Source organism: Cryocola sp. 340MFSha3.1, assembly GCF_000383315.1.
GTDB lineage: Bacteria > Actinomycetota > Actinomycetes > Actinomycetales > Microbacteriaceae > Leifsonia.
On the sequence record NZ_KB911088.1, the window covers coordinates 1,362,588 to 1,383,612 of the forward strand.

Annotated in this window: 18 protein-coding genes and 2 riboswitches; of the genes, 6 read left to right on the forward strand and 12 right to left on the reverse strand. The window is 71.5% G+C overall.

Annotation, left to right across the window (positions count from 1 at the left end):
- Positions 1 to 24 precede the first annotated feature (24 nt).
- Positions 25 to 1,956 carry a cellulase family glycosylhydrolase gene (locus tag H284_RS0117640; RefSeq protein ID WP_029043003.1) on the forward strand — a complete coding sequence of 644 codons (1,932 nt, stop codon included), beginning with the start codon at positions 25 to 27 and terminating at the stop codon, positions 1,954 to 1,956.
- Between the two features lie 125 nt (positions 1,957 to 2,081).
- Here the strand turns inward: H284_RS0117640 and H284_RS0117645 are convergent, their stop codons facing one another.
- Positions 2,082 to 3,569 (reverse strand): helix-turn-helix transcriptional regulator, encoded by a 1,488-nt coding sequence (locus tag H284_RS0117645; RefSeq protein ID WP_020077272.1) that lies wholly within the window; start codon positions 3,567 to 3,569, stop codon positions 2,082 to 2,084.
- A 125-nt stretch (positions 3,570 to 3,694) separates the two neighbouring features.
- On the opposite strand from H284_RS0117645, the gene aceA reads away from it, so the two are divergent.
- The 3 genes from aceA (at position 3,695) to H284_RS0117660 (ending at position 7,657) form a co-directional block, all read left to right on the forward strand.
- Complete coding sequence (gene aceA, locus H284_RS0117650; RefSeq protein WP_020077273.1) at positions 3,695 to 5,011, forward strand: isocitrate lyase; 1,317 nt, start codon at positions 3,695 to 3,697, stop codon at positions 5,009 to 5,011.
- 115 nt (positions 5,012 to 5,126) lie between these two features.
- The gene (gene aceB / locus H284_RS0117655) at positions 5,127 to 6,770 is read left to right on the forward strand and encodes a malate synthase A (protein ID WP_020077274.1); all 1,644 of its coding nucleotides are present in this window, start codon (positions 5,127 to 5,129) and stop codon (positions 6,768 to 6,770) included.
- Between the two features lie 59 nt (positions 6,771 to 6,829).
- Positions 6,830 to 7,657 carry a LysM peptidoglycan-binding domain-containing protein gene (locus tag H284_RS0117660; protein WP_231371271.1) on the forward strand — a complete coding sequence of 276 codons (828 nt, stop codon included), beginning with the start codon at positions 6,830 to 6,832 and terminating at the stop codon, positions 7,655 to 7,657.
- Between the two features lie 83 nt (positions 7,658 to 7,740).
- Here H284_RS0117660 and H284_RS0117665 read toward each other — a convergent pair whose 3' ends face one another.
- The 11 genes from H284_RS0117665 to H284_RS0117715 all read right to left on the reverse strand — a co-directional run bounded on the left by H284_RS0117665 (position 7,741) and on the right by H284_RS0117715 (position 18,972).
- Positions 7,741 to 8,100 (reverse strand): DUF488 domain-containing protein, encoded by a 360-nt coding sequence (locus H284_RS0117665; RefSeq protein WP_020077276.1) that lies wholly within the window; start codon positions 8,098 to 8,100, stop codon positions 7,741 to 7,743.
- Positions 8,101 to 8,160: 60 nt separating this feature from the next.
- Positions 8,161 to 9,090 carry a PfkB family carbohydrate kinase gene (locus H284_RS0117670; RefSeq protein WP_020077277.1) on the reverse strand — a complete coding sequence of 310 codons (930 nt, stop codon included), beginning with the start codon at positions 9,088 to 9,090 and terminating at the stop codon, positions 8,161 to 8,163.
- Positions 9,083 to 10,117: an ADP-ribosylglycohydrolase family protein gene (locus H284_RS0117675; protein WP_020077278.1), complete on the reverse strand. Its 1,035-nt coding sequence runs from the start codon at positions 10,115 to 10,117 to the stop codon at positions 9,083 to 9,085. The genes H284_RS0117670 and H284_RS0117675 overlap by 8 nt, the downstream gene beginning before the upstream one ends.
- Positions 10,114 to 10,683, reverse strand: coding sequence for a carboxymuconolactone decarboxylase family protein (locus H284_RS0117680; protein WP_020077279.1), 570 nt, complete (start codon positions 10,681 to 10,683; stop codon positions 10,114 to 10,116). The genes H284_RS0117675 and H284_RS0117680 overlap by 4 nt, the downstream gene beginning before the upstream one ends.
- Positions 10,684 to 10,836: 153 nt before the next feature.
- Positions 10,837 to 12,324, reverse strand: coding sequence for an MDR family MFS transporter (locus H284_RS0117685; protein WP_020077280.1), 1,488 nt, complete (start codon positions 12,322 to 12,324; stop codon positions 10,837 to 10,839).
- Positions 12,325 to 12,442: 118 nt separating this feature from the next.
- Positions 12,443 to 13,213 carry a hypothetical protein gene (locus H284_RS0117690; protein WP_231371272.1) on the reverse strand — a complete coding sequence of 257 codons (771 nt, stop codon included), beginning with the start codon at positions 13,211 to 13,213 and terminating at the stop codon, positions 12,443 to 12,445.
- Positions 13,214 to 13,352: 139 nt separating this feature from the next.
- A complete protein-coding gene (locus H284_RS0117695; protein WP_020077282.1) occupies positions 13,353 to 14,495 on the reverse strand; it encodes a cysteine desulfurase family protein in 1,143 nt (380 codons plus the stop codon).
- On the reverse strand, positions 14,492 to 15,346 hold the full coding sequence (gene nadC / locus H284_RS0117700) for a carboxylating nicotinate-nucleotide diphosphorylase (RefSeq protein WP_020077283.1): 855 nt from the start codon (positions 15,344 to 15,346) through the stop codon (positions 14,492 to 14,494). The genes H284_RS0117695 and nadC overlap by 4 nt, the downstream gene beginning before the upstream one ends.
- Positions 15,340 to 16,950, reverse strand: a complete 1,611-nt coding sequence (gene nadB, locus H284_RS0117705; RefSeq protein WP_020077284.1) for an L-aspartate oxidase — start codon at positions 16,948 to 16,950, stop codon at positions 15,340 to 15,342. Before nadB ends, nadC begins: the two co-directional genes overlap by 7 nt.
- 1 nt (position 16,951) lies before the next feature.
- On the reverse strand, positions 16,952 to 18,247 hold the full coding sequence (gene nadA, locus H284_RS0117710; RefSeq protein WP_020077285.1) for a quinolinate synthase NadA: 1,296 nt from the start codon (positions 18,245 to 18,247) through the stop codon (positions 16,952 to 16,954).
- On the reverse strand, positions 18,244 to 18,972 hold the full coding sequence (locus H284_RS0117715; RefSeq protein ID WP_020077286.1) for an NUDIX hydrolase: 729 nt from the start codon (positions 18,970 to 18,972) through the stop codon (positions 18,244 to 18,246). Before H284_RS0117715 ends, nadA begins: the two co-directional genes overlap by 4 nt.
- A gap of 214 nt (positions 18,973 to 19,186) precedes the next feature.
- Positions 19,187 to 19,277: riboswitch (glycine riboswitch) on the forward strand.
- Position 19,278: 1 nt separating this feature from the next.
- A riboswitch (glycine riboswitch) is annotated at positions 19,279 to 19,384 on the forward strand.
- 63 nt (positions 19,385 to 19,447) lie between these two features.
- On the opposite strand from H284_RS0117715, the gene gcvT reads away from it, so the two are divergent.
- Both gcvT and gcvH read left to right on the forward strand, forming a co-directional pair.
- The gene (gene gcvT / locus H284_RS0117720; protein WP_020077287.1) at positions 19,448 to 20,635 is read left to right on the forward strand and encodes a glycine cleavage system aminomethyltransferase GcvT; all 1,188 of its coding nucleotides are present in this window, start codon (positions 19,448 to 19,450) and stop codon (positions 20,633 to 20,635) included.
- 2 nt (positions 20,636 to 20,637) lie between these two features.
- Complete coding sequence (gcvH, locus tag H284_RS0117725; RefSeq protein ID WP_018191498.1) at positions 20,638 to 21,012, forward strand: glycine cleavage system protein GcvH; 375 nt, start codon at positions 20,638 to 20,640, stop codon at positions 21,010 to 21,012.
- Positions 21,013 to 21,025 lie beyond the last annotated feature (13 nt).

The following is a 21,025-nucleotide window of genomic DNA, read 5'->3' on the forward strand; positions in this document are numbered from 1 at the left end:
CCCCTCTTCTTTCTGAAAGGCACCATGGATCGCCCATCCCCGGTCTTGCAGGTCGACGACGCCCCCGTGGTGTGGCTCGGCGCCAACTTCTGGTCGCGCACCGGCGGCCCGCTGATGTGGACGCGCTACGACGCGTCCGTCGTGCGGGAGGAGCTGCGTGTGCTCGCCGAGCACGGCCTGAACATGACCCGCTCCTTCTTCTACTGGCCCGACTTCCATCCGACCCCGGACTCCCTCGACGAGCAGTGCATGGCGAACTTCGCCGACTTCCTCGACGCGCACACGGAGGTCGGGATGACGACGGTCCCGACGTTCCTCGTCGGGCACATGTCGGGCGAGAACTGGGATCCGGCGTGGCGCGACGGCCGCGACCTGTACAGCGACGTCTGGTTCGTCGGACGGCAGGCCTGGTACGTGCGGGAGCTGACGTCGCGTTTCGCCGCTCATCCCGCCGTCGCCGGGTGGCTGCTCACCAACGAGGTGCCGATCTACGGAGGGGAGGCGCCGCGTCCAATCGTCGACGCGTGGGCCTCGCTGCTGGTGGATGCGGTGCGCGCGGGCGGCGGGACGCAGCCGGTCGCCGTCGGCGACGGTGCCTGGGGCATCGAGACGACGGGTCACGACAACGGGTTCTCGGTGCGCGACCTGGCGAAGTTCACCGACTTCATCGGCCCGCACGTGTACCGGATGGAGACCGACCAGGTGCGGCAGCACCTCAAGGCGGCGTTCATCGCGGAGCTCGCGGCGACCGACGGACTGCCCGTCATCATGGAGGAGTTCGGCCTGACGAGCGACTTCGTGTCGGACGCGGGCGCCGCCTCCTACTACCGGCAGCTGCTGTACTCGACGCTGCTGGCCGGTGCCACGGGATGGATCGCGTGGAACAACACCGACTACGACGACCTCGCCGATCAGCGGCCGTACTCGCACCATCCCTTCGAGATGCACTTCGGGATCACCGACCGTCACGGCAACCCCAAGCCGCCGCTGCGCGAGCTGGCGCGGTTCGCCGCCGACCTGGCCGCGATCGAGCTGCCGTCGGTGCGGCGGGCGCCGGTGGATGCGGCGCTCGTCGTCCCCTCGCACCTCGCCGAGGACTACCCGTTCACGCAGGAGGAGGAGCGCGCGCACATCGTGGCGACGGGGGAGCAGTCCTACGTCGCTGCGCATGAGGCGCACATCCCCGTCGCGGTGGTGCGGGAGAAGGAGGACGGCGGTCTGCCGGCCGGGTACGGCCTGTACCTGCTGCCGTCGGTCAAGCAGCTGTGCGCGACCTCGTGGGAGCAGCTGGTGTCGCTGGCAGGCGAGGGGGCGACCGTCTACGAGTCGTACTCGCACGGGCCGAGCGGCGTGCAGCGCGGGCCGTGGTGGGCGCACACGGAGGAGCTCTTCGGCGTGCGGATGGACAGCGCGTACGGGCTCGCCGAGCCGGTGACGGACGCGACCGTGACGTTGCGGTTCACCGAGGACTTCGGGTCGATAGCGGCCGGGACGGAGCTGTCGTTCGCGGCGGCGGGCAACGAGAACGGGCGGACGTACCTCCCGGTGCGCGCGACCTCGGGCCGCGTCGTCGCGGTGGATGCGCACGGCCGGCCGGCTGTCGTGGTGCGCGATCACGGTGCGGGGCGCGCGGTGCTGTGCACGTATCCGCTCGAGTTCTTCGCGTCGGCGCAGGGGCGGGTGAACCCGGAGGAGACCTGGCGGCTGTACGACGCGCTCGCCGTGGTCGCTGATGTGGAGCGGGATGTGCGGCTCGACGACCCGCGGGTGTTCACCGACGCGCTGGTGCACGAGGACGGCCGCCGCTTCGTGTTCTTCGTGTCGCAGCACGACACCGCGGTCACGGTCGAGCCGACCGTCGCCGGCGGCGAGCTGCGGACGCTCGACGGCACCGCATCCCCGTCCGTCGCGCTCGACCCCTACGGCGTCGCGATCCGCCTCCTCGCCCTCGACTGACCCCTCCACCTCCGTCTCTCGCGCCTCTCCGCCCACCGTCGAGTCCGCAAACTTTGCACATCCGCGGGGCGTGTCGCGTGCAAAATTTGCGGACTCGACGGCGGGGGATGGGCCGAGCGAGAGGGTCAGGAGGAGGGGGCGTGGCGGTCGAGGAAGGCGTAGACCTCGGTGGCGTCCACTCCGGGGAAGGTTCCGGTCGGGAGCGCGGCGAGCAGCGACGTGGGCGTGCGCGCCGCCGGCCACGCCATCCCCTCCCAGCGCTCGGCCAGCGCACCGGGCGGCCGTCGGCAACAGGATTCGTCGGGGCAGCGGGAAACCGCCCGATGCGTCGTCTCCCGCCCGCGGAACCACTTGACGTGCGCGAACGGCACGCCGACGCTGACGGAGTAGTCGCCCTCCTTCGCCTTCTCGACGCGTGACGTGCACCAGAACGTCCCGCTCGGGGTGTCCGTGTACTGGTAGTACGGGCTGAACCGGTCCGCGACGTCGAACACCGTGCGCGCGGTCCAGCTGCGGCACACGGGCGTCCCCTCGACAGCGCCGAGCGCATCCGACGGGAAGGCCACGGCGTCGTTCTCGTACGCCTTGATGATGGTGCCCGACTCGTGCACCTTCATGAAGTGCACCGGGATGCCGAGGCGCGCGGTGGCGAGGTTGGTGAACCGGTGCGCCGCCGTCTCGTACGACACGGCGAACGCGTCGCGGAGGTCCTCCATCGAGATGCGCCGGAAGTTCTTCGCCTCGGTCAGGAAGGCCACCGCATCCTTCTCGGGCAGCAGCAGGGCCGCTGTCAGATAGTTGGTCTCGATCCGCTGCCGCAGAAAATCGGCGTAGTTTCGCGGCTCGTCGTGGTCGAGCACGTGCGATGCGAAGGCCTGCAGGATAGGCGAGCGCGAGTCGCGGGACGCCGACTGCTCGGTGGGCAGGTAGATGCGCCCGTTCCGGCGGTCGGTGACCGAACGGGTGGAGTGCGGCAGGTCGCCGACGTAGTGCAGCTCGTAGCCGAGGTGGTCGGCCATGTCGGTCACGGTCTGATGCGAGACGGGGCCGCCGGTGTGGCCGACGGCGGCCAGCAGGTCGGCCGCGATGGCCTCGAGCTCCGGGAAGTGGTTGTCGCGCGCCCGCATCGTCGCCCGCAGTTCCGCGTTCGCGCGGCGGGCCTCCTCCGGCGTCGCCGCCCGCTCGCGGTGCAGCCGCTCCACCTCCTGGTGAAGCGCAAGAATCGCCTGCAATGTCGCGTCGGGGACGGTCCGGCTGACCCGCACCGGGTCGATGCCGAGGGACGCGAACACCGGCCCGCGCTGCGCCCGCTCGACCGCGATCTCCAGGGCCGAGCGTTCGTCCGGCGGTTCCGGCGCGAGCAGATCGTCGACGCTCACGCCGAGGGCATCCGCGATCGCCCGGAGCAGCGCCAGCCGCGGCTCGCGGTTGCCGTTCTCGATGGTCGACACCTGTGACGGTGCCCGGTCGACGGCTGTGGCGAGGGCCTCCAGCGTCATCCCGCGCCGCTGCCGGAACGCGCGGATGCGCCGGCCCAGGGTGAGTGCGTCGGCTGCGGGCTGGTCGGCGTGCGCGTCGCCGTGCACGTCGTCGATGACGGTCATGGTGGCCATGCTGACACTCCCGCGAAGTTCTGGCAAACAGAAGAACCGGCGGATTTCTGTCGCCGGATCCGGGTCAGGCTGGCCGCTGCGGGCGAAGGATCGAGTCATCCGATCCGACCGATGGAGGTCCCGACATGGAAAACCGGACGACAGAGCCCCGCCCCGGAGACACGACCCAGACCGCCGCCGAGCTGCAGCTGGAGTGGGATGCGGATCCCCGATGGTCGGGCATCCGCCGCGACTACACGGCCGACGACGTCGTCAGCCTGCGCGGGCCGGTCCGCGAAGAGCAGACCCTCGCCCGCCGCGGCGCCGAACGGCTCTGGGAGCTGATCCAGCGCGAGAGCAGCGCCGACGATCCGCGCTGGGTAGCCGCCCTCGGAGCCCTCACCGGCAACCAGGCCGTACAGCAGGTCCGCGCCGGGCTCGAAGCGATCTACCTCTCGGGCTGGCAGGTCGCCGCCGACGCGAACCTCGCCGGCCAGACGTATCCCGACCAGAGCCTGTACCCGGCGAACTCCGTGCCGGCCGTCGTCCGCCGCATCAACAACGCCCTGCTGCGGGCCGGCCAGGTCGAGGGCGTCGACGGGCCGGTGGGCGACTGGATGGCGCCCATCGTCGCCGACGCCGAGGCCGGCTTCGGCGGCCCGCTCAACGCGTACGAGCTCATGCACGCGATGATCCAGGCGGGCGCCGCCGGCGTCCACTGGGAGGACCAGCTGGCCAGCGAGAAGAAGTGCGGCCACATGGGCGGCAAGGTGCTCGTCCCCACCGGGCAGCACATCCGCACCCTCAACGCCGCGCGGCTGGCGGCCGACGTCGCCGGGGTGCCCACCATTGTCATCGCCCGCACCGACGCCCTCGCCGCGACGCTGCTCACCAGCGACCACGACGAGCGCGACGCCCGCTTCCTGACCGGGACGCGCACCGCCGAGGGGTTCTACGAGGTCGAGAACGGCATCGAGCCGGTGATCGCCCGCGGGCTGGCGTACGCGCCGTACGCCGACCTGCTCTGGGTGGAGTCGGCCGAGCCCGACCTGGAGCTCGCGCGCCGCTTCGCCGAGGCGGTCCACGCCGAGCACCCGGGCAAGCGGCTCGCGTACAACTGCTCGCCGTCGTTCAACTGGCGCAGGCACCTCGACGACGAGACGATCGCGCGGTTCCAGCGGGAGCTCGCCGCGATGGGATACGCGTTCCAGTTCATCACGCTGGCCGGCTTCCACGCCCTCAACCACTCCATGTTCACGCTCGCCCGGGACTACGGACGGCGCCACATGAGCGCCTACGTCGACCTGCAGGAGGCGGAATTCGCCTCGGAGAGCGACGGCTACACCGCCACCCGCCACCAGCGGGAGGTCGGCACCGGCTACTTCGACCGGGTCGCGACCGCGCTCAACCCCGACAGCGCGACGCTCGCCCTCACCGGCTCCACCGAGGAGCACCAGTTCTGACCCTGTGCCCCCGCCATCCGTTCCTGAGTTTTTCGCCCGACACGCCGTCGCAGAGCGGAAAGACTCAGGAGCTGCGGGCGGCGCGAGAAACCACGACGACAGAAAGAAGAAAGACATGATCGAGATCTGCGGGACGCGCGACGACGCGACCGACACAATCCTGACGCCGGAGGCCATCGCCTTCGTCGACCACCTGCACCAGGCGTTCGCCGCCCGGCGGCAGGAGCTGCTGGCCGAGCGCCAGCAGCACCGAGCGGAGGCAGGCAACGGCCGTGACCCGCGCTTCCTGAGTGCCACCGCCGCCATCCGCGACGACCGCTCGTGGCGCGTGGCCGGGGCCGGACCGGGGCTCGAGGACCGCCGCGTCGAGATCACCGGCCCGACCGACCCGAAGATGGCGATCAACGCCCTCAATTCGGGCGCCCGCGTCTGGCTCGCCGACCTGGAGGACGCCACCAGCCCCACCTGGGCGAACATCGTGGGCGGCCAGCGGACGCTGCGCGACGCGGTCCGCGGACGCCTCGCCTTCACCAGTCCAGAGGGCAAGGAGTACCGGGTCACCACGCCGTTCGAGCACACGCCGACGATCGTGATGCGACCGCGCGGGTGGCACCTGGTCGAGAAGCACCTCGCCTTCACCGACCGGGCGGGACGTACAGCGCCGGCCAGCGCATCCCTCACCGATTTCGGCCTGTACTTCTGGCACAACGCCGAGCAGCTGGTCGCGAACGGCCGCGGCCCGTACTTCTACCTGCCGAAGCTGGAGTCGCACCTCGAGGCACGGCTTTGGAACGACATCTTCGTGTTCGCCCAGCAGCGCATCGGGATGCCGGTCGGCACCATCCGCGCCACCGTGCTGATCGAGACGATCCCGGCCGCGTTCGAAATGGAGGAGATCCTCTACGAGCTGCGCGACCACTGTGCGGGCCTCAACGCCGGCCGCTGGGACTACATCTTTTCGATGATCAAGACGTTCCAGGGTCGCGGACGTCGGTTCGCGTTCGGCGACCGCGATCGCATCACGATGACGGTGCCGTTCATGCGGGCGTACACCGAGCTGCTGGTCGCGACGTGCCACCGTCGCGGCGCGCACGCGATCGGCGGGATGAGCGCCTTCATCCCCAACCGGCGGGATGCGGAGGCGACCGAGCGGGCGCTGGCCCGGGTCGCGGACGACAAGCGGCGCGAGGCCGGCGACGGCTTCGACGGCACCTGGGTGGCGCATCCCGACCTCATCCCGACCGCGCTCGCCGAGTTCGACGCGGTGCTGGGGGAGCGGCCGAACCAGGTCGAACGCCAGCGGGACGACGTGGACGTCAGTGCGGACGACCTGCTCGACGTGCGCGGCGCGGACGCCACGGTGACGGATGCGGGGGTGCGGTCGAACGTCTCCGTCGCGCTCCGCTACATCGAGGCGTGGCTGCGCGGGACGGGCGCGGTCGCCATCGACGGCCTGATGGAGGATGCGGCGACGGCCGAGATCTCGCGGTCGCTGCTGCGGCAGTGGATCGACAACCGGATCGTCACGGCGGAGGGGACGGCCGTCGACCGGGAAGCCGTGACGCGCATCCTGAACGCGGAGCTCGAGCGTCTGAGCGCGGAGGCCGGCGCGGACGCACGGTTCGCGGATGCTGCGGAGCTCCTGCGCGAGGTGGCGCTGGGGGAGGAGTTCCCGACGTTCCTCACCATCCCCGCGTACGCGCGGTACCTGGTCGACACCGCCGAGCCGGCCTCGCAGCAGCTCCCGCTCGCGGGCTAACCCTCCTCGACGGCGGGCGGTCGTGCGCGGGAGGCGGATCGCGTTGGTAGGGTCGCACCATGATGGATCGGGGGATGGGTCGCGTCGCCGCGGCCGTGGTCGCAGCATGCGTCGTGGGGATGATGTCGGGATGCGCGCTTGTGGCTCCTGCGGCTCGTTCGAGTGCGACGCCACGGGCTACGGCGAACGCCTCCGAGCCCATCGCGCAGCAGATCCCGAACCTGCTCATCCCGGGCGAGACGATCGGCTCGGGCCGGCTGAGCGTCATCGACCATGAACCGATCGGTGATCCGGCGGCCGAGCATCCCGTGACCGGGGACGTTCGCATCGTCGTCCGCCCCGATCGGGGGATCGAGGTGCGCATCCGACCCGACGACCCGGCCCGCGCGAGCCTCGCCGGGATCGACCTGATGCTGACCGGGAAACGGCACGACGGCCTGCCGGAGAATATCCAGGACGAGGCCTACTTCCCGGTGACCTCCGGTGCTCAGAGCGTCGATCCGGATGGCGAACTCGTTCTCCCCGTGCTGCTCGACCAGGCGTCCCTCGGCGACCCGTCGTTTCTGCACTCGATCGAGGAGTCGCCTGACGGGGACGGGCGGGTGATGGCCGCCGCGTCGATCACCTGGACGCTCCCCTCCGCCTACCCGGGCCTGAAGCCCGTGGATCACGGCGTGGTCAGCTACGCGCACGGGCGGACGGTCGTCGAGAGCGGGACGCTGGCTTACTACATCCCCAACCCGTACGACACGCTCTACCAGGTGTCGCGCCGCTTCGGCCTGACCGAGGCCCAGCTGGTGTGGCTCAATCCCGAGCTCCTCATGGACTCGCCGGATCCTGAACTGAAGAGCGGGATCGGCGTCAATCTGGACCCAGCCCGCCGCTGACCGGCGCCCGCCGTCGAGTCCGCGAACTTTGCACACTTCAGCCGCGTGTCGTGTGCAAAGTTCGCGGACTCGACGGTAGCGGATCATGGGTGGTGCTCTAGGTACTGCCGGAGCACGTTGGCGTGGTTGAGCTCGGGGTCGCGAGCGCCGACGAGCAGGGTCACGGTGGGGTGGGTCCGGCCCAGGCCGCGGAGCACATCCACGGCAGGGTTCGTGTCCAGTTCGCTCTCGTACCGACGACGGAACTCGTCGAACACCTCGGCTTCGCCCGACGGGTCCTGATGGAACCAGCGTCGCAGCTCGGTCGATGGCGCGACCTCCTTGAGCCATTCGTCGATGTCGGCACGGTCCTTGCTGACGCCGCGCGGCCACAGCCGGTCGACGAGCACGCGGTAGCCGTCGTCGGGTGCGGGCGCGTCGTAGATGCGTTTCACCGTGAACACGGGAGGCCTCCTTCGGTCGGCGGTCGGTCCGTTCATCCCTTCCGAGTGTGCCTCGTGCGGTCAGCCCGAGGCCAGCAGGGCGTCGGTCTCTGCGGCGGTCGGCGCGGTCGCCGGCCCGCGCCGCGTCACGGCGATCGCCGCGGCCGCGTTCGCCCGCCGCGCGGCGTCGATCGGTGCGGCGCCGCGGGCAAGGGCCGCGGCGAGCACCCCGCCGAACGCGTCGCCCGCTCCCGTCGTGTCCACCGCGTCGACCGGGAAGGCCGGCAGGTGCGCAGGCGCCGGCTCGTCAGTGGCGACCCAACAGCCGGAGGAGCCGTCGCGGACGACCGCGACTCCGCCCTCGCGCAGACTGCCCCGCAGCGACCCCGCGGCGGGCGCGGGATGGGCGTGCGCCCGGAGGATGCGCGCCTCGCGCGCGTTGGCGCTCAGCACGTCGGTGCGGCGCAGCACCGTCTCCAGGAGCTCCGGGTCGAGCGAGCCCACGAGCGGAGACGGGTCGAAGACGACGCGCGTCTCCGGACCGATGGCGCCCAGCCACCCCGCGACGGCCGGGCCGGATCCGGGATGCGCGAGGCTGTAGCCGGAGACGTAGACGACATCCGACGCACGGGGCTGCACCGCATCCAGGTCGGCTCGGCTCAGCATCCCCTCGGCGCCGGGCGCGGTGACGAACGTGCGCTCGGCCGCGCTGTCGAGGAGGACGACGCTGTAGCCGTTGTCGACGCCGTCGAGCGGCGGGTTCGCGACCGAGATGCCTTCGCTCCAGAGCGCCTCGGCGACGACCTCGCCGAACGGGCCGGTGCCGGATCGGCCGGCGAACACGACCTCCGCGCCGTCGCGGGCCGCTGCGGCCATGACGTTGAAGCCGCCGCCGGCGGACATACCCGCCGAGGAGGCGAGGACGTCGCCGCCGCGCTCGGGCAGCGCATCCACGGTGAGGAGAAGGTCGACGACGACCGTCCCGGTGAAGATGAGTCGTCCGTCAGCCATGTCGTCTCCTCAGCTCCAGCAGTCCGTCGACCAGGGGTTCCAGGTCGAGGGCGTTGACGCGGCGGACCGTCTCGAGCGCGGTGCGTGGCCAGGCGGCCGCTCCGGTGGCGCCGAGCACGGCTCCCGTCATGGCCGCGATCGTGTCGGTGTCGCCGCCGAGCGCGGCGGCGCGGCAGAGCGTGTCCCAAGCGGCGTCCGGGTCGGGATGCGCGGGCTCGGACCCGGCGACGGTCACCGCGACGAGCGCGAGCGCGGCCACCACGGACTCCTGTGCGGCGACCGAGGTGCCGATGACCTCGGAGAGGGCGTCGTCCTGCTCCCGCGGCGCCAGACCGAGGAGGTAGGGGATGGCCCATTCGAGCCGGGCGGCGATGTCGCCGCCCGCGACCCAGTGACCGCGCCGTGCTCCTTCGCGGGCTGCCGCGACCGCCACATCCAGCGCCTCCGGGGTGTCCGCTCCGTCGACGCCGGCGCTCACAGCGGCTCCGACGGCGGCGGCGCTCGCGATACCGATGCCCGTGTTGTGGGTGAGCGCGCTCACGGACACCACGGCGTCGACGAACCCGCTGATCGGTTCGACCGGCACGGCGATCCCGACCGGGGTGATCCGCATCGCCGCTCCGTTCGTGGCCCCGAACCGGCCGGCCTCTTCGGGCGGCATGCCGTCCTGCAGGCGCTGGAGGGCCGCGCGGGTGCTCGGACCGAGCAGGTCGAGGGAGCCGCGGGACTCCATGGTCCGCTCCCAGGCGAGCAGTTCGGCGGCGAAGACGCTCGAACGGACGGTTCCACGCCCGTCGATGAGGAGGCGCGCGAGCAGAACGGCCTGCTCGGTGTCGTCGGTGATCGAGCCGGCGGGCATCCCGGCGGCGATCTGCTGGTGCGGGCCGGCTGCGACGAGGCCGCGGAGGGTGCCGTGATCCGCGAAGATGCGTTCGCGCGACATCGACTGGGTGGGCATGCCGAGGGCGTCGCCGAGCGCCAGGCCCTGGAGCGCGCTCAGGGCCCGGGCGCGGGTGGTGTCCCTCACAGCGGCGCCAGGAGCGCCCCGCGCAGTCGCTCGCTCAGGTCGGGCGGGACCTCGACGGCGACGCCGAGGGCCTGGATGGCGCGGCTGAAGTAGTTGCGCACTGCGGCGGCCAACGTGATGTCGACGATCTCGCGGTCCGTGAAGCCGAGGTCGCGCAGCCGGCCGGCGTCGTCGGGGGTCATGGCGGAGGAGTCCGTGCTGAGCCGCTCGGCGTACTCCATCATGGCGACCTCCGCCTCGCTCAGTCCGGCGTCGTGGTAGTCGCGGGCGATGCGCTCGAGCTCGGCTTCATCCATGATCGTCAGGGTCTTGCGACCGTGAGCGAGACGGCAGTGCTGCGAGCGGAGCGCCTGGGCGGCCGCGAGCGTGACCAGCTCGTACCGGCGCTTGCCGAGGGTCGGCACGATCGTGCGGACGAGATCCTCGAACGCGCGGAACGCCTCGGGGTTCGTGCTCAGTACGCGGGTGTACTCGGGGACGTATCCGAGGTCGTCGATGTCTTCGGCATTCAGTTCGGCGACGGCTCCGGTCGCTTCGGACGGTTCCGGGCTCTCGATGATGGACACGGTGGTCTCCTCCCATACGGACCGCCTCATTCTCACGCGCTCGCCCCGCCGAGCACCACTGCCCTGCGCATCCATCCCCGTCGAGTCCGCGCACATTGCACACGCCGCGCGGGGCGAGCGTGCAAAGATTGCGACTCGACGGTGGGGATCGGGTCAGTGGGCGAAGGCGACGTCCTCGGACGGGGAGTCGGCGGGCTTCCGGAGGAAGAAGGAGCCGACGACCGCGAACAGGGAGATGATCGCGCCCGCGACGAACGCCGCCCGGATGCCTCCCGCCTGCGCGGCGTCCACTCCCGCGCCGCCCGCGGCCAGGGCTGTGCCCTGCAGCGTGAGGACTGCGATGAGCAGGGCCGTGCCCGCGGCTCCGCCGACCTGCTGGATGGTGCCCAGGATGGCGCTGCCGTGCGAGTACAGGTGCGGCGGGACCGCGCCGAGACCGGCCGTGAACAGCGGCGTGAACATCATCGCGAGGCCGAGGCTCATGGTGACGTGCGCGGCGATGACGAGTCCGACCGGCGTGTGCTCCGTCACCATCGTGAGCGACCACAGCACGAGACTGACCAGGATCGAGCCGGGAACGACGAGCACGCGCGGGTCGAACCGGTCGTACAGACGGCCGACGAACGGCGCCGCGAGCCCCATGATCAGTCCGCCAGGCAACAGGATGAGCCCGGTCGCCAGCGTGTCGAGGTGCAGCACGTGCTGCAGGTAGAGCGGCAGAACGATGATCACGCCGAACATCGACGCGGTCGTGATGGCCATCAGCACGATCGAGATGGTGAAGATGGGGAACTTGAACGTCCGCAGGTCGAGCAGGGCCCGATCCTTGCGCTGCAGGAGCAGCTGGCGCGTGATGAACGCCGCCAGACCGAGCACCCCGACGATCAACGACCCCCACAGCATGACCGGGCTCGCGGACGAGCCGCCGGACTCGCCGGAGAGCGTGAGCCCGTAGACCAGTCCTCCGAAGCCCAGTGCGGAGAGGATGACCGACAGGACGTCGATCTTCACCTTCTGGGTCTCCGTCACGTTCTCGACGAACTTCATGCCGATCAGCAGCATCACGAGCGCGATCGGCAGCACGATCAGGAAGATCCAGCGCCAGGGCAGGAAGTTCAGGATGAGGCCCGAGATCGTCGGCCCGATGGCCGGCGCGACCGAGATGACGATCGACACGTTGCCCATCGTGCGCCCGCGCATCGCCGGCGGCACCAGGGTCATCAGGGTCGTCATCAGCAGCGGGATCATGATCGCGGTGCCCGATGCCTGGATCACGCGCGCCGCGACCAGCACCAGGAACCCGGGAGCCAGGGCCGCCGACAGCGTGCCGAGCGAGAACAGCGACATCGCCGCGATGAACATCTGCCGCGTCGTGTACCGCTGCAGCAGGATGCCCGTGATCGGGATCACCACGGCCATCGTCAGCATGAACGCCGTCGAGAGCCACTGCGCAGCGAGGGCGTCGACGTGGAGGTCGTCCATCAGCTTCGGGATGGCGACGGTCATGATCGTCTCGTTGAGGATCACGACGAACGTGGCCGCGAGCAGCAGCCAGATCACGCGCTGGTCGCGCGGGGCGATACGCGGCGCGGCGGCGGGCGCGGCCGGCTGCCCGATGGCGCCGGCATCGACCGAAGGCACTGGTGAGGTCTTCTCAGTCACCGGTACAACTTATCGGGGACCACCGACGCTGGGAGTGTCCGTGACCTGAACTGTGGATGAGTTCGCTCACCGCAGAACTGGGGAATAAAACGCCCGCTCAGCGCCCCAGGCCGGCCCGGTCCACCCGGCGGTGGTACCGCATCCCCGCGACGCCTCCCAGGATGGCGCCGGCGAGGCTCACCACCGCGACCACCACGGCCGTGATGATGCCGGTGAGCGTCACGGATCCTTCGCCCAGCGGGATGCGCGGGAAGCTGTTCAGGCTGCCGAGGATGTTGTACTGGCTGCCGAAGATGAGGGTCAGCACGGCGACGACCACGGCGATAATCACCGCCCACAGCCACACCGCGATGCCCTGCTTGACGCCGTCGAAGCGCGCCATCCGCCCGGCCACATACCCGCCGCAGAAGTAGGCGACGAGCAGGATGACGACGAGCGCGATCGCGCCGACGAGCCCGACCGTCGACGCGTTGGCGTTGGCCTGGTCGATCGCGCGGTCGGCGCTCCCCGCGGTGCCGAGGCCGACGGCCGCGCCGGCCGCTGCGACCAGCGCGGTCAGCAGCACCGCGGTTCCCGTCGCGGTGAGCCAGCCGAAGAAGGCCGAGCCGAACTTCATCCCGCCGAACTCGCTGCGTTCGCGGGCGACCACGTCCTCACGCAGGGTGTGCGTCCCGTCCCCGTACGTCCCGTCCGGGCGGATGCCGTCGACGGGAGCCGTCGCGGGCGCAGCAGGCGCAGTGGCCGGAGCGCCGGCACCGTCCCTCACGGCCTCGCGGTCGCGCACGGCCTCACGGTCACGCACGGCGTCACGGTCACGCACAGTGTCAGCGGTCACCCGGTCTTCGGGCGGCAAGGGTCGATCGGTCATGTCGTGCCTCTTCCGGTTTCGCCCGCACGCGGCGGGTGGTCGTCGGTCGATGGACACGGTAGGCCGGCACAGAAGCACTCCACAGACGCTTGATTTCCACCCCGACCGGGAGGATTATCGCCCGCCCCCGCGTACAGCCCTACCCGCCGAGCCCCGCCACGGCCCGCACCGCCTCGCCCACAGCGGGAGCCACCGCGGCGAGCTGCTCGGCCGTCACCTCCGGCCCCCACGAGAACCGCACCGCCGTGCGGGCGACGTCCTCCGGGTACCCGAGCGCGAGGAGCACGTGCGACGCGTCCTCGCTGCCGGCGGCGCACGCCGAGCCGCTGGACGACACGACACCGCGCCGTTCCAGCTCCAGCAGCACCGCCTCCCCGTTGATCCCGGGGAACACGAACGACGCCGTCCCGGGGAGCCGCGCCGTGGGATGCCCGGTCAGGGATGCGCCTGGCGCCTCAGCGAGCACGGCGGCGACGAACGCGTCCCGTGCTGCGGCAACGGCCGTCGCCCGCTCCTCGAGCCCGGCGATGCTGAGCCGCGCAGCCGTCGCCAGGGCCACCGCGCCGGCGACGTTCTCCGTCCCCGAGCGGCGGCCGCGCTCCTGACCTCCGCCATGGATGACCGGCTCCAGCGGGATGCGCCCTCTCACGTACAGCGCACCGACGCCCTTCGGCGCTCCGAGCTTGTGGCCGGAGACGCTCAGCGCATCCACCCCCAGCTCCCGCACGTCGAGCGGCAGCCAGCCGGCCGCCTGTACCGCATCCGTATGAAAGGGGATGCCGTGCTCGCGCGCGATAGCGGCAAGCTCGGCGATGGGCTGCACCGTACCGACCTCGTTGTTGGCGAGCATCACGCTCGCCAGCGTCGTGTCGGGCCGTACGGCGGCGGCGAACGCTTCGGCCGTGACCAGGCCGTCCGGTCCGACCGGCACGAAGGTCACCTCGAAGCCGTGCAGCCGCACCAGGTAGTCCACCGACTCGAGCACCGCCTCGTGCTCGATCGGCGTCGTCACGATGTGGCGTCCGCGCGGGTTCGCCAGCGCAATGCCTTTCACGGCCAGGTTGTCGGCTTCCGTCCCGCCCGAGGTGAACGTCACCTCGGACGTGCGGCAGCCCAGCCAGTCGGCGACGGCCGAGCGGGCGTCGGCGAGCCCGCGGGCGGCCGATTCGCCGACGGCGTGGTGGCTCGACGGGTTGCCGAAGTCGCCCGTCAGGTACGGCCACATCGCCTCCAGCACCTCCCGGCGGACCGGGGAGGTGGCGGCCGCGTCGAGGTAGATCACTCCACCACCACGTCCAGTCCGAGGTCGAGCGAGCGGACGCTGTGGGTGAGCGCACCGGATGAGATCACGTCGACGCCGGTCTCCGCGATCGCACGGACGGTCGGGAGGCTGACGTTGCCGCTGGCCTCGACGATGGCCCGCCCGGCGACAAGAGCGACGCCTTCGCGCAGCTCGTCGAGGGTGAAGTTGTCGAGCATGATCGTGTCCACCCCGGCCGCGAGCACCGGCTCGATCTGGTCGATGCGGTCGACCTCGACCTCCAGGTGCGTGGTGTGCGACAGCTGTTCGCGCACCCGCAGCAGCGCATCCGTGACCGACAGGCCGGTCTGGGCGGTGAGGACGGCGAGGTGGTTGTCCTTCGCCATCACCGCGTCCGAGAGGGAGTAGCGGTGGTTGTGGCCGCCGCCGGCGCGGACGGCGTGCCGCTCGAACGCGCGCAGGCCCGGGGTGGTCTTCCGCGTGTCCACGATGCGGGCGGAGGTGCCGGCGACCTCGGCGACGAACGCGGCCGTGAGCGTTGCGATGCCGCTCATGCGCTGGACGAAGTTGAGGGCGACGCGCTCAGCCTGGAGCACCGAGCGAGCCGGTCCCTCGACCGTCGCGAGCGCATCCCCGGCCGCGAACGTCGCGCCGTCGGCGACGTGCACGGTCACGGCGATCGCCGGATCGGTCAGCGTCATCGCGGCCACGAACACCTCGCCGCCCGCGAAGGTGCCCGGCTCGCGGGCCACCAGGCGCGCGGTCGCGCGAGCCGTCTCGGGGATGAGCAGCTGGCTGGTCACGTCGCCCCACGGGGCGTCCTCGACGAGGGCGGCCTGGACGGCGGTGTGGATGAGCTGGCGGGTCAGCATGCTGCGGGAACCTCGAGACGGGTCGGCTGGGGGAGCAGGACGGTGTGGGCGGGCTCGCCGGAGCCGGCGAGCGGGAAGTCGGAGCGGAAGTGCGCCCCGCGCGACTCTTCGCGGGCGAGCGCCGCGGCGACGACGAGACGGGCGAGGGTGAGGAGGTTCGCATCCTCTCCGGACCTCGCCCCGGCCTCGGCGTCGGGCATCGCGGTGGCGGCGAGCTCGGCGGCGGCCGCGGCGAGGCGTGCCCCGTCGCGGTGCACGCCGGCGGCCTCCCACATCAACGCGCGCAACCGGTCGCGGTCGAAGGTGCGGAGAACGGGATGCGGCGAGCCGGCCGCGACAGATCGTGCGCCGTCCGCCTCCACCCGCACCGCGCGTTGCGTCCACGCGGGAGGCTCGGCCCACGGAGCGTCGATCGCCCCGGCCGCCCGGTGGGCGAACACCAGACCTTCGAGCAGGGAGTTGGAGGCGAGCCGGTTGCCGCCGTGCGCTCCGGTGCAGGCGACCTCGCCGACGGCGAACAGGCCGGGGACGCTGGTGCGCCCCTCGGTGTCCGTCGCGACGCCGCCCATCGCGTAGTGCGCGGCCGGGGTGACGGGGAGTGGACGCCGGCCCCAGTCGTGGCCGGCGGCGCGCGAGGCGGCGTCGATCGTCGGGAACCGCCGGGCGAGGAACTCCGCGCCGAGCGCCGTCGCGTCCAGCAGCACGGGGCGACCGCCCTGCGCGGCCATCTCGACCGCGATGCCGCGGGCGACGACGTCGCGGGGCGCGAGCTCGGCGTCGGGGTGGGCGTCGAGCATGAAGCGCTCGCCGGCGGCATTCCGCAGGACCGCGCCTTCGCCGCGCACGGCCTCGGAGACGAGGAACGCGCCTGCGCCCGCGTCGTGCGTCGCGTCGTCCGCCGCGCCATCGCCCGCGTACAGCGCGGTGGGATGGAACTGCGTGAACTCCAGATCGGCGAGCATCGCCCCGGCGCGCCACGCCGCCGCCACTCCGTCGCCGGTCGCGACCGACGGGTTGGTGGTGTGCGCGTACAGCTGGCCCCAGCCTCCCGTGGCCAGCACCACCGCGTCGGCGTCGATGGTGAGAGCCTCGCCGTCGACCCACAGCGACACCCCGGCGGCCCGGCCGTCGTCGACGATGACGTCGCGGAGGAACGCGCCCCCGACGACCGGGATGCGCGCCGCCGTCACCGCGGCGACCAGCGCCCGCTCCAGCTCGGCGCCGGTCGCATCCCCTCCGGCGTGCAGCACGCGGGCGGAGGAGTGGGCGGCCTCGAGGCCGCGGGCGAGCGTGTCGCCGTCGCGGTCGAACGCCGCGCCGCGGGCGATCAGCTCGCGGACGCGGTCGGGGCCGTCGGAGCAGAGCGCCTCCACCGCTTCGCGGACGTTGAGCCCGGCCCCCGCGCGGAGGGTGTCGGCGACGTGGGCCTCCACCGAATCGTCGGGGAAGAGCGCCGCCGCGATGCCGCCCTGGGCGTACGGCGTGCTTCCGGAGGCGACGGACGACGACTTGGTCACGACCGTGACGTCATGGCCGAGCGTGTGCGCTCGCAGCGCCGCGGTCAGCCCCGCGATGCCGCTCCCGACCACGACCACGCGGCTCATGTCAGGCCGCCATCGTGGTGTCGGGCCGCGCCGCCAGCATCCGCTCGAGCGCCACCCGCGCGGGCTCCGCGACGGACGCGGGAACGGTCACCTGGTTGAGCACCTCGCCGCGGACGAGCCCCTCCAGCACCCAGGCGAGATACCCGGGGTGGATGCGGTACATCGTCGAGCACGGGCACACCACCGCGTCGAGGCAGAAGATCGTGTGCTGCGGGAACTGCGCCGCCAGCCGCTGCACCAGGTTGATCTCGGTGCCGATCGCGAAGGTGGAGCCTGCGGGCGCGGCCTGGATCGCCTTGACGATGTAGTCGGTGGAGCCGTACTCGTCGGCCGCATCCACCACATCCATCGGGCACTCGGGGTGCACGATCACGCGGACGCCGGGGAACTCGGCGCGCGCGTGCTCGATCTGGCCGACCGTGAAGCGCTTGTGCACCGAGCAGAAGCCGTGCCACAGGATGACCTGGGCGTCCTGCAGCGTCTCGGCGTCCGTCCCGCCCCACGCCTTGCGCGGGTTCCACAGCGGCATCCGCTCGATCGGGATGCCCATGGCCTTCGCCGTGTTGCGGCCCAGGTGCTGGTCGGGGAAGAACAGCACGCGCTGCCCCCGCTCGAACGCCCACTCCAGCACGGTCGCCGCGTTCGACGAGGTGCAGACGATGCCGCCGTGCTCGCCGCAGAAGGCCTTCAGTGCGGCGGACGAGTTCATGTAGGTGACCGGGATGACGGGGACGCGGCCGTCGGCGTCCGGCTCGGTGCCGTACAGCTCCTCCAGCTGCTCCCAGCACTCCTCGACCGAGTCGAGGTCGGCCATGTCGGCCATCGAGCAGCCGGCGGCGAGGTTGGGGAGGATGACCTTCTGCTCGGGGCGCGAGACGATGTCGGCCGTCTCGGCCATGAAGTGGACGCCGCAGAAGACGATCGCCTCCGCCTCCGGCCTGGCCTTGGCCGCGTTGGCGAGCTGGAAGGAGTCGCCCACGAAGTCGGCGTACTGGACGACCTCGTCGCGCTGATAGAAGTGGCCCATCACCGCGACGCGGTCGCCGAGGGTCTCCTTGGCGGCGCGGATGCGGTCGCCGAGCTCCTGGGCCGTGGCGGTGCGGTACTCCTCGGGCAGCTCGCCCTGCCGAGGCGCGTTCGCCGGGATGGGGTCGCCAAGCGAAGCGCCGGGCCCGTAGGAGGGCGTCGCGCTGTCGAACGTCCACGGCGCCTCCACCAGGTCGGGGGTGCAGGTGTCGCCGTCGAGCTGCCCCGACGCGATGAGCCGGATGGTGGTGTCGACCGAAGCGATGGTCATGCGTTTCTTCCTTCGAACGGATGCTGCTGGCGGGGGAGCGGCCCCGCGTCGGCGAGGTCGATCTGGTCGTTGTAGCGGTACAGCCGCGGCGGGCGGTGCGGCGTGCCGGTGAGGTACTCGTCGGTGGCGACGACGGCCCCGGAGGACTCGATCGTGCGGCGGAAGTTGGCCGGGTCGAGGGCGCGGCCGAGCACGGCCTCGTGCACCCCGCGCAGCTGGGCCAGCGTGAAGCGCTCGCCGAGGAAGGCGTGGGCGATGCGGGAGTACTCCATCTTCGTGCGGAGGCGCCAGAGGGCGTACTCGACGATGACGTTGTGGTCGAAGGCGAGCACGGGCAGGTCGTCAGCGGGGAACCAGCGAACGTTCTCGCCGACGCTGGCGCGCTCGGCCTCCTCGCTGCGGACGAGCGCCCAGTAGACGACGGAGACGACGCGCTCGGCGCCGGGGGAGCGGTCGGCGTCGCCGAAGGCGTACAGCTGCTCCAGGTAGCTGGGCGTCAGGCCGGTGGTGTCGTTGAGCGTGCGGGCAGCGGCGTAGGGGAGGTCCTCGCCGACCCGCAGCGGTCCGCCCGGCAGGGCCCAGCGCCCCTCGAAGGGTTCGCGGATGCGGCGCACGAGCGGCAGCCACACCTGCGGGACGCCGCCGGTCTCGTCGTCGGTGCGCAGGGCGAAGATGACCGTCGACACGGCGAGGATCGCACTCGCGCGTTCGTGCCGTGCCGTCATGGCCGCTCCCGTCACCTAAAGGTCAACATGACTCTAACGTGCTGATCATCTTAGTGTCATCCCGACCAGAACACCAAACGCCGCCCTTCTCGCTGAGATTTGCGCCAAATCTCGGTTATGACGGGCGCATTACCGAGATTTGGCGCAAATCTTCGCGTGCGCACGGGACGGCGGGAGCGGATATGCTGGCCGGACAACCGAATACCGGGCCAACGAGGTCGATGCGGGAGAGTCGCGCGCGAGCGCGACACCGAAGGAGCAATCCTCCCCGACAATCTCTCAGGTACGCGTACCGCATCGGACTGGCCACTCTGAAAAGCAGGATGGCGCCCGCCGTCCTCGCCCACGGTGAAAGCCGCGCATCCCCTCGGGGAGGCGAGGTGAAACTCTCAGGCCGGATGACAGAGGGGGAGTTCTTCCCGGGAGCGGCGACGCCCCCGCAGCCCCCGGCCGACGGCCGGCGATCGGAGAACTCATGACCTCGCAGAGCACGCCAGACGGTACGAACGCCGAGCGCACCTCCCCGCTCCACGACGCCCATACGGCGGCAGGCGCCTCCTTCACCGACTTCGCCGGCTGGCAGATGCCGGTCCGCTATTCCTCCGACCTCGCCGAGCACCACGCCGTGCGCACCGCCGCCGGCCTGTTCGACCTGTCGCACATGGGCGAGATCGTGCTCCTCGGCCCGGAGGCCGGTCAGGCGCTCGACTATGCGCTCGCCGGCAAGCTCTCCGCCCTCAACGTCGACCAGGCGAAGTACAGCCTCCTGCTCTCCCGCTCCGGCGGCATCGTCGACGACCTCGTCGTGTACCGCACCGGCGACGACCGCTACATGGTGGTCGCGAACGCGTCGAACCGGGATGCGGTGGCCGCCGAGCTGCGCGACCGGACCGCGCCGTTCGACGTCGAGGTCTTCGACGAGTCCGACGACATCGCCCTGATCGCCGTGCAGGGTCCGGCCGCCCTCTCCATCCTGCTCGCGACGCCGGGCCTGTCGGCCGACGCCGGGGCGCTCGGCGGCTCCGACTTCGGGGAGCGCCTCTCGGCCCTCAAGTACTACTGGTCGCTCCCGGCCGAGTTCGAGACGCATCCCGTGCTCATCGCCCGCACCGGCTACACCGGCGAGGACGGCTTCGAGCTCTACCTCGCGCCCGACAACGCGCGCGCCCTGTGGGATGCCCTGCTCGAGGCCGGAGCCGAGCAGGGCCTCGTTCCCGCCGGCCTCGCCAGCCGCGACACCCTGCGCCTCGAGGCCGGGATGCCGCTGTACGGCCACGAGCTCGGCCTCGACACCATGCCGGCGCAGGCGGGACTCGGCCGGGTCGTCAACCTCGCGAAGGACACCGACTTCGTCGGTCGTGCCGCCAGCGAGGAGGGGCCGGACCCGGAGGCCCGTGTGCTCGTCGGCCTCGCCGGGGAGGGCAAGCGCGCCGCCCGGGCCGGCTACCCGGTCTTCGCGCACGACGATACGACCGGCGACGACGCCGAGGTCGGCGTCGTCACCTCCGGCGCGCTCTCCCCGACGCTGGGGATGCCCATCGCGATGGCCTACGTCGCCCCCCGCTTCGCCCGCGAGAACACCGTGCTCCACGTGGATGTGCGAGGCACCCGCCTCCCGTTCACCGTCACCGCCCTCCCCTTCTACAGCAGAAAGAAGCGCTAGCCATGGCCGCAGAACGAGACCTGAAGTACACGCCCGAGCACGAGTGGCTCCTGGTCGATGGCGACGTCGCGACCGTCGGCATCACGGCCTACGCCGCCGAGAAGCTCGGCGACGTCGTGTTCGTGGAGCTGCCCGAGGAGGGCAGCGACGTCACCGCCGGCCGCGTGGTCGGCGAGATCGAGTCGACCAAGTCGGTCGGCGAGCTGTTCGCCCCGGTGAACGGCACCGTCGCCGAGGCCAACAGCGCCGTGGTCGACGCCCCCGAACTCGTCAACTCCGACCCGTTCGGCGAGGGCTGGCTGGTGAAGGTCCGCTTCACCGAGCTGCCCGACAACCTCCTGAGCTACGACGAGTACGCCGCCCTGACCGGCGAGTAAGGTTCCCCCACCT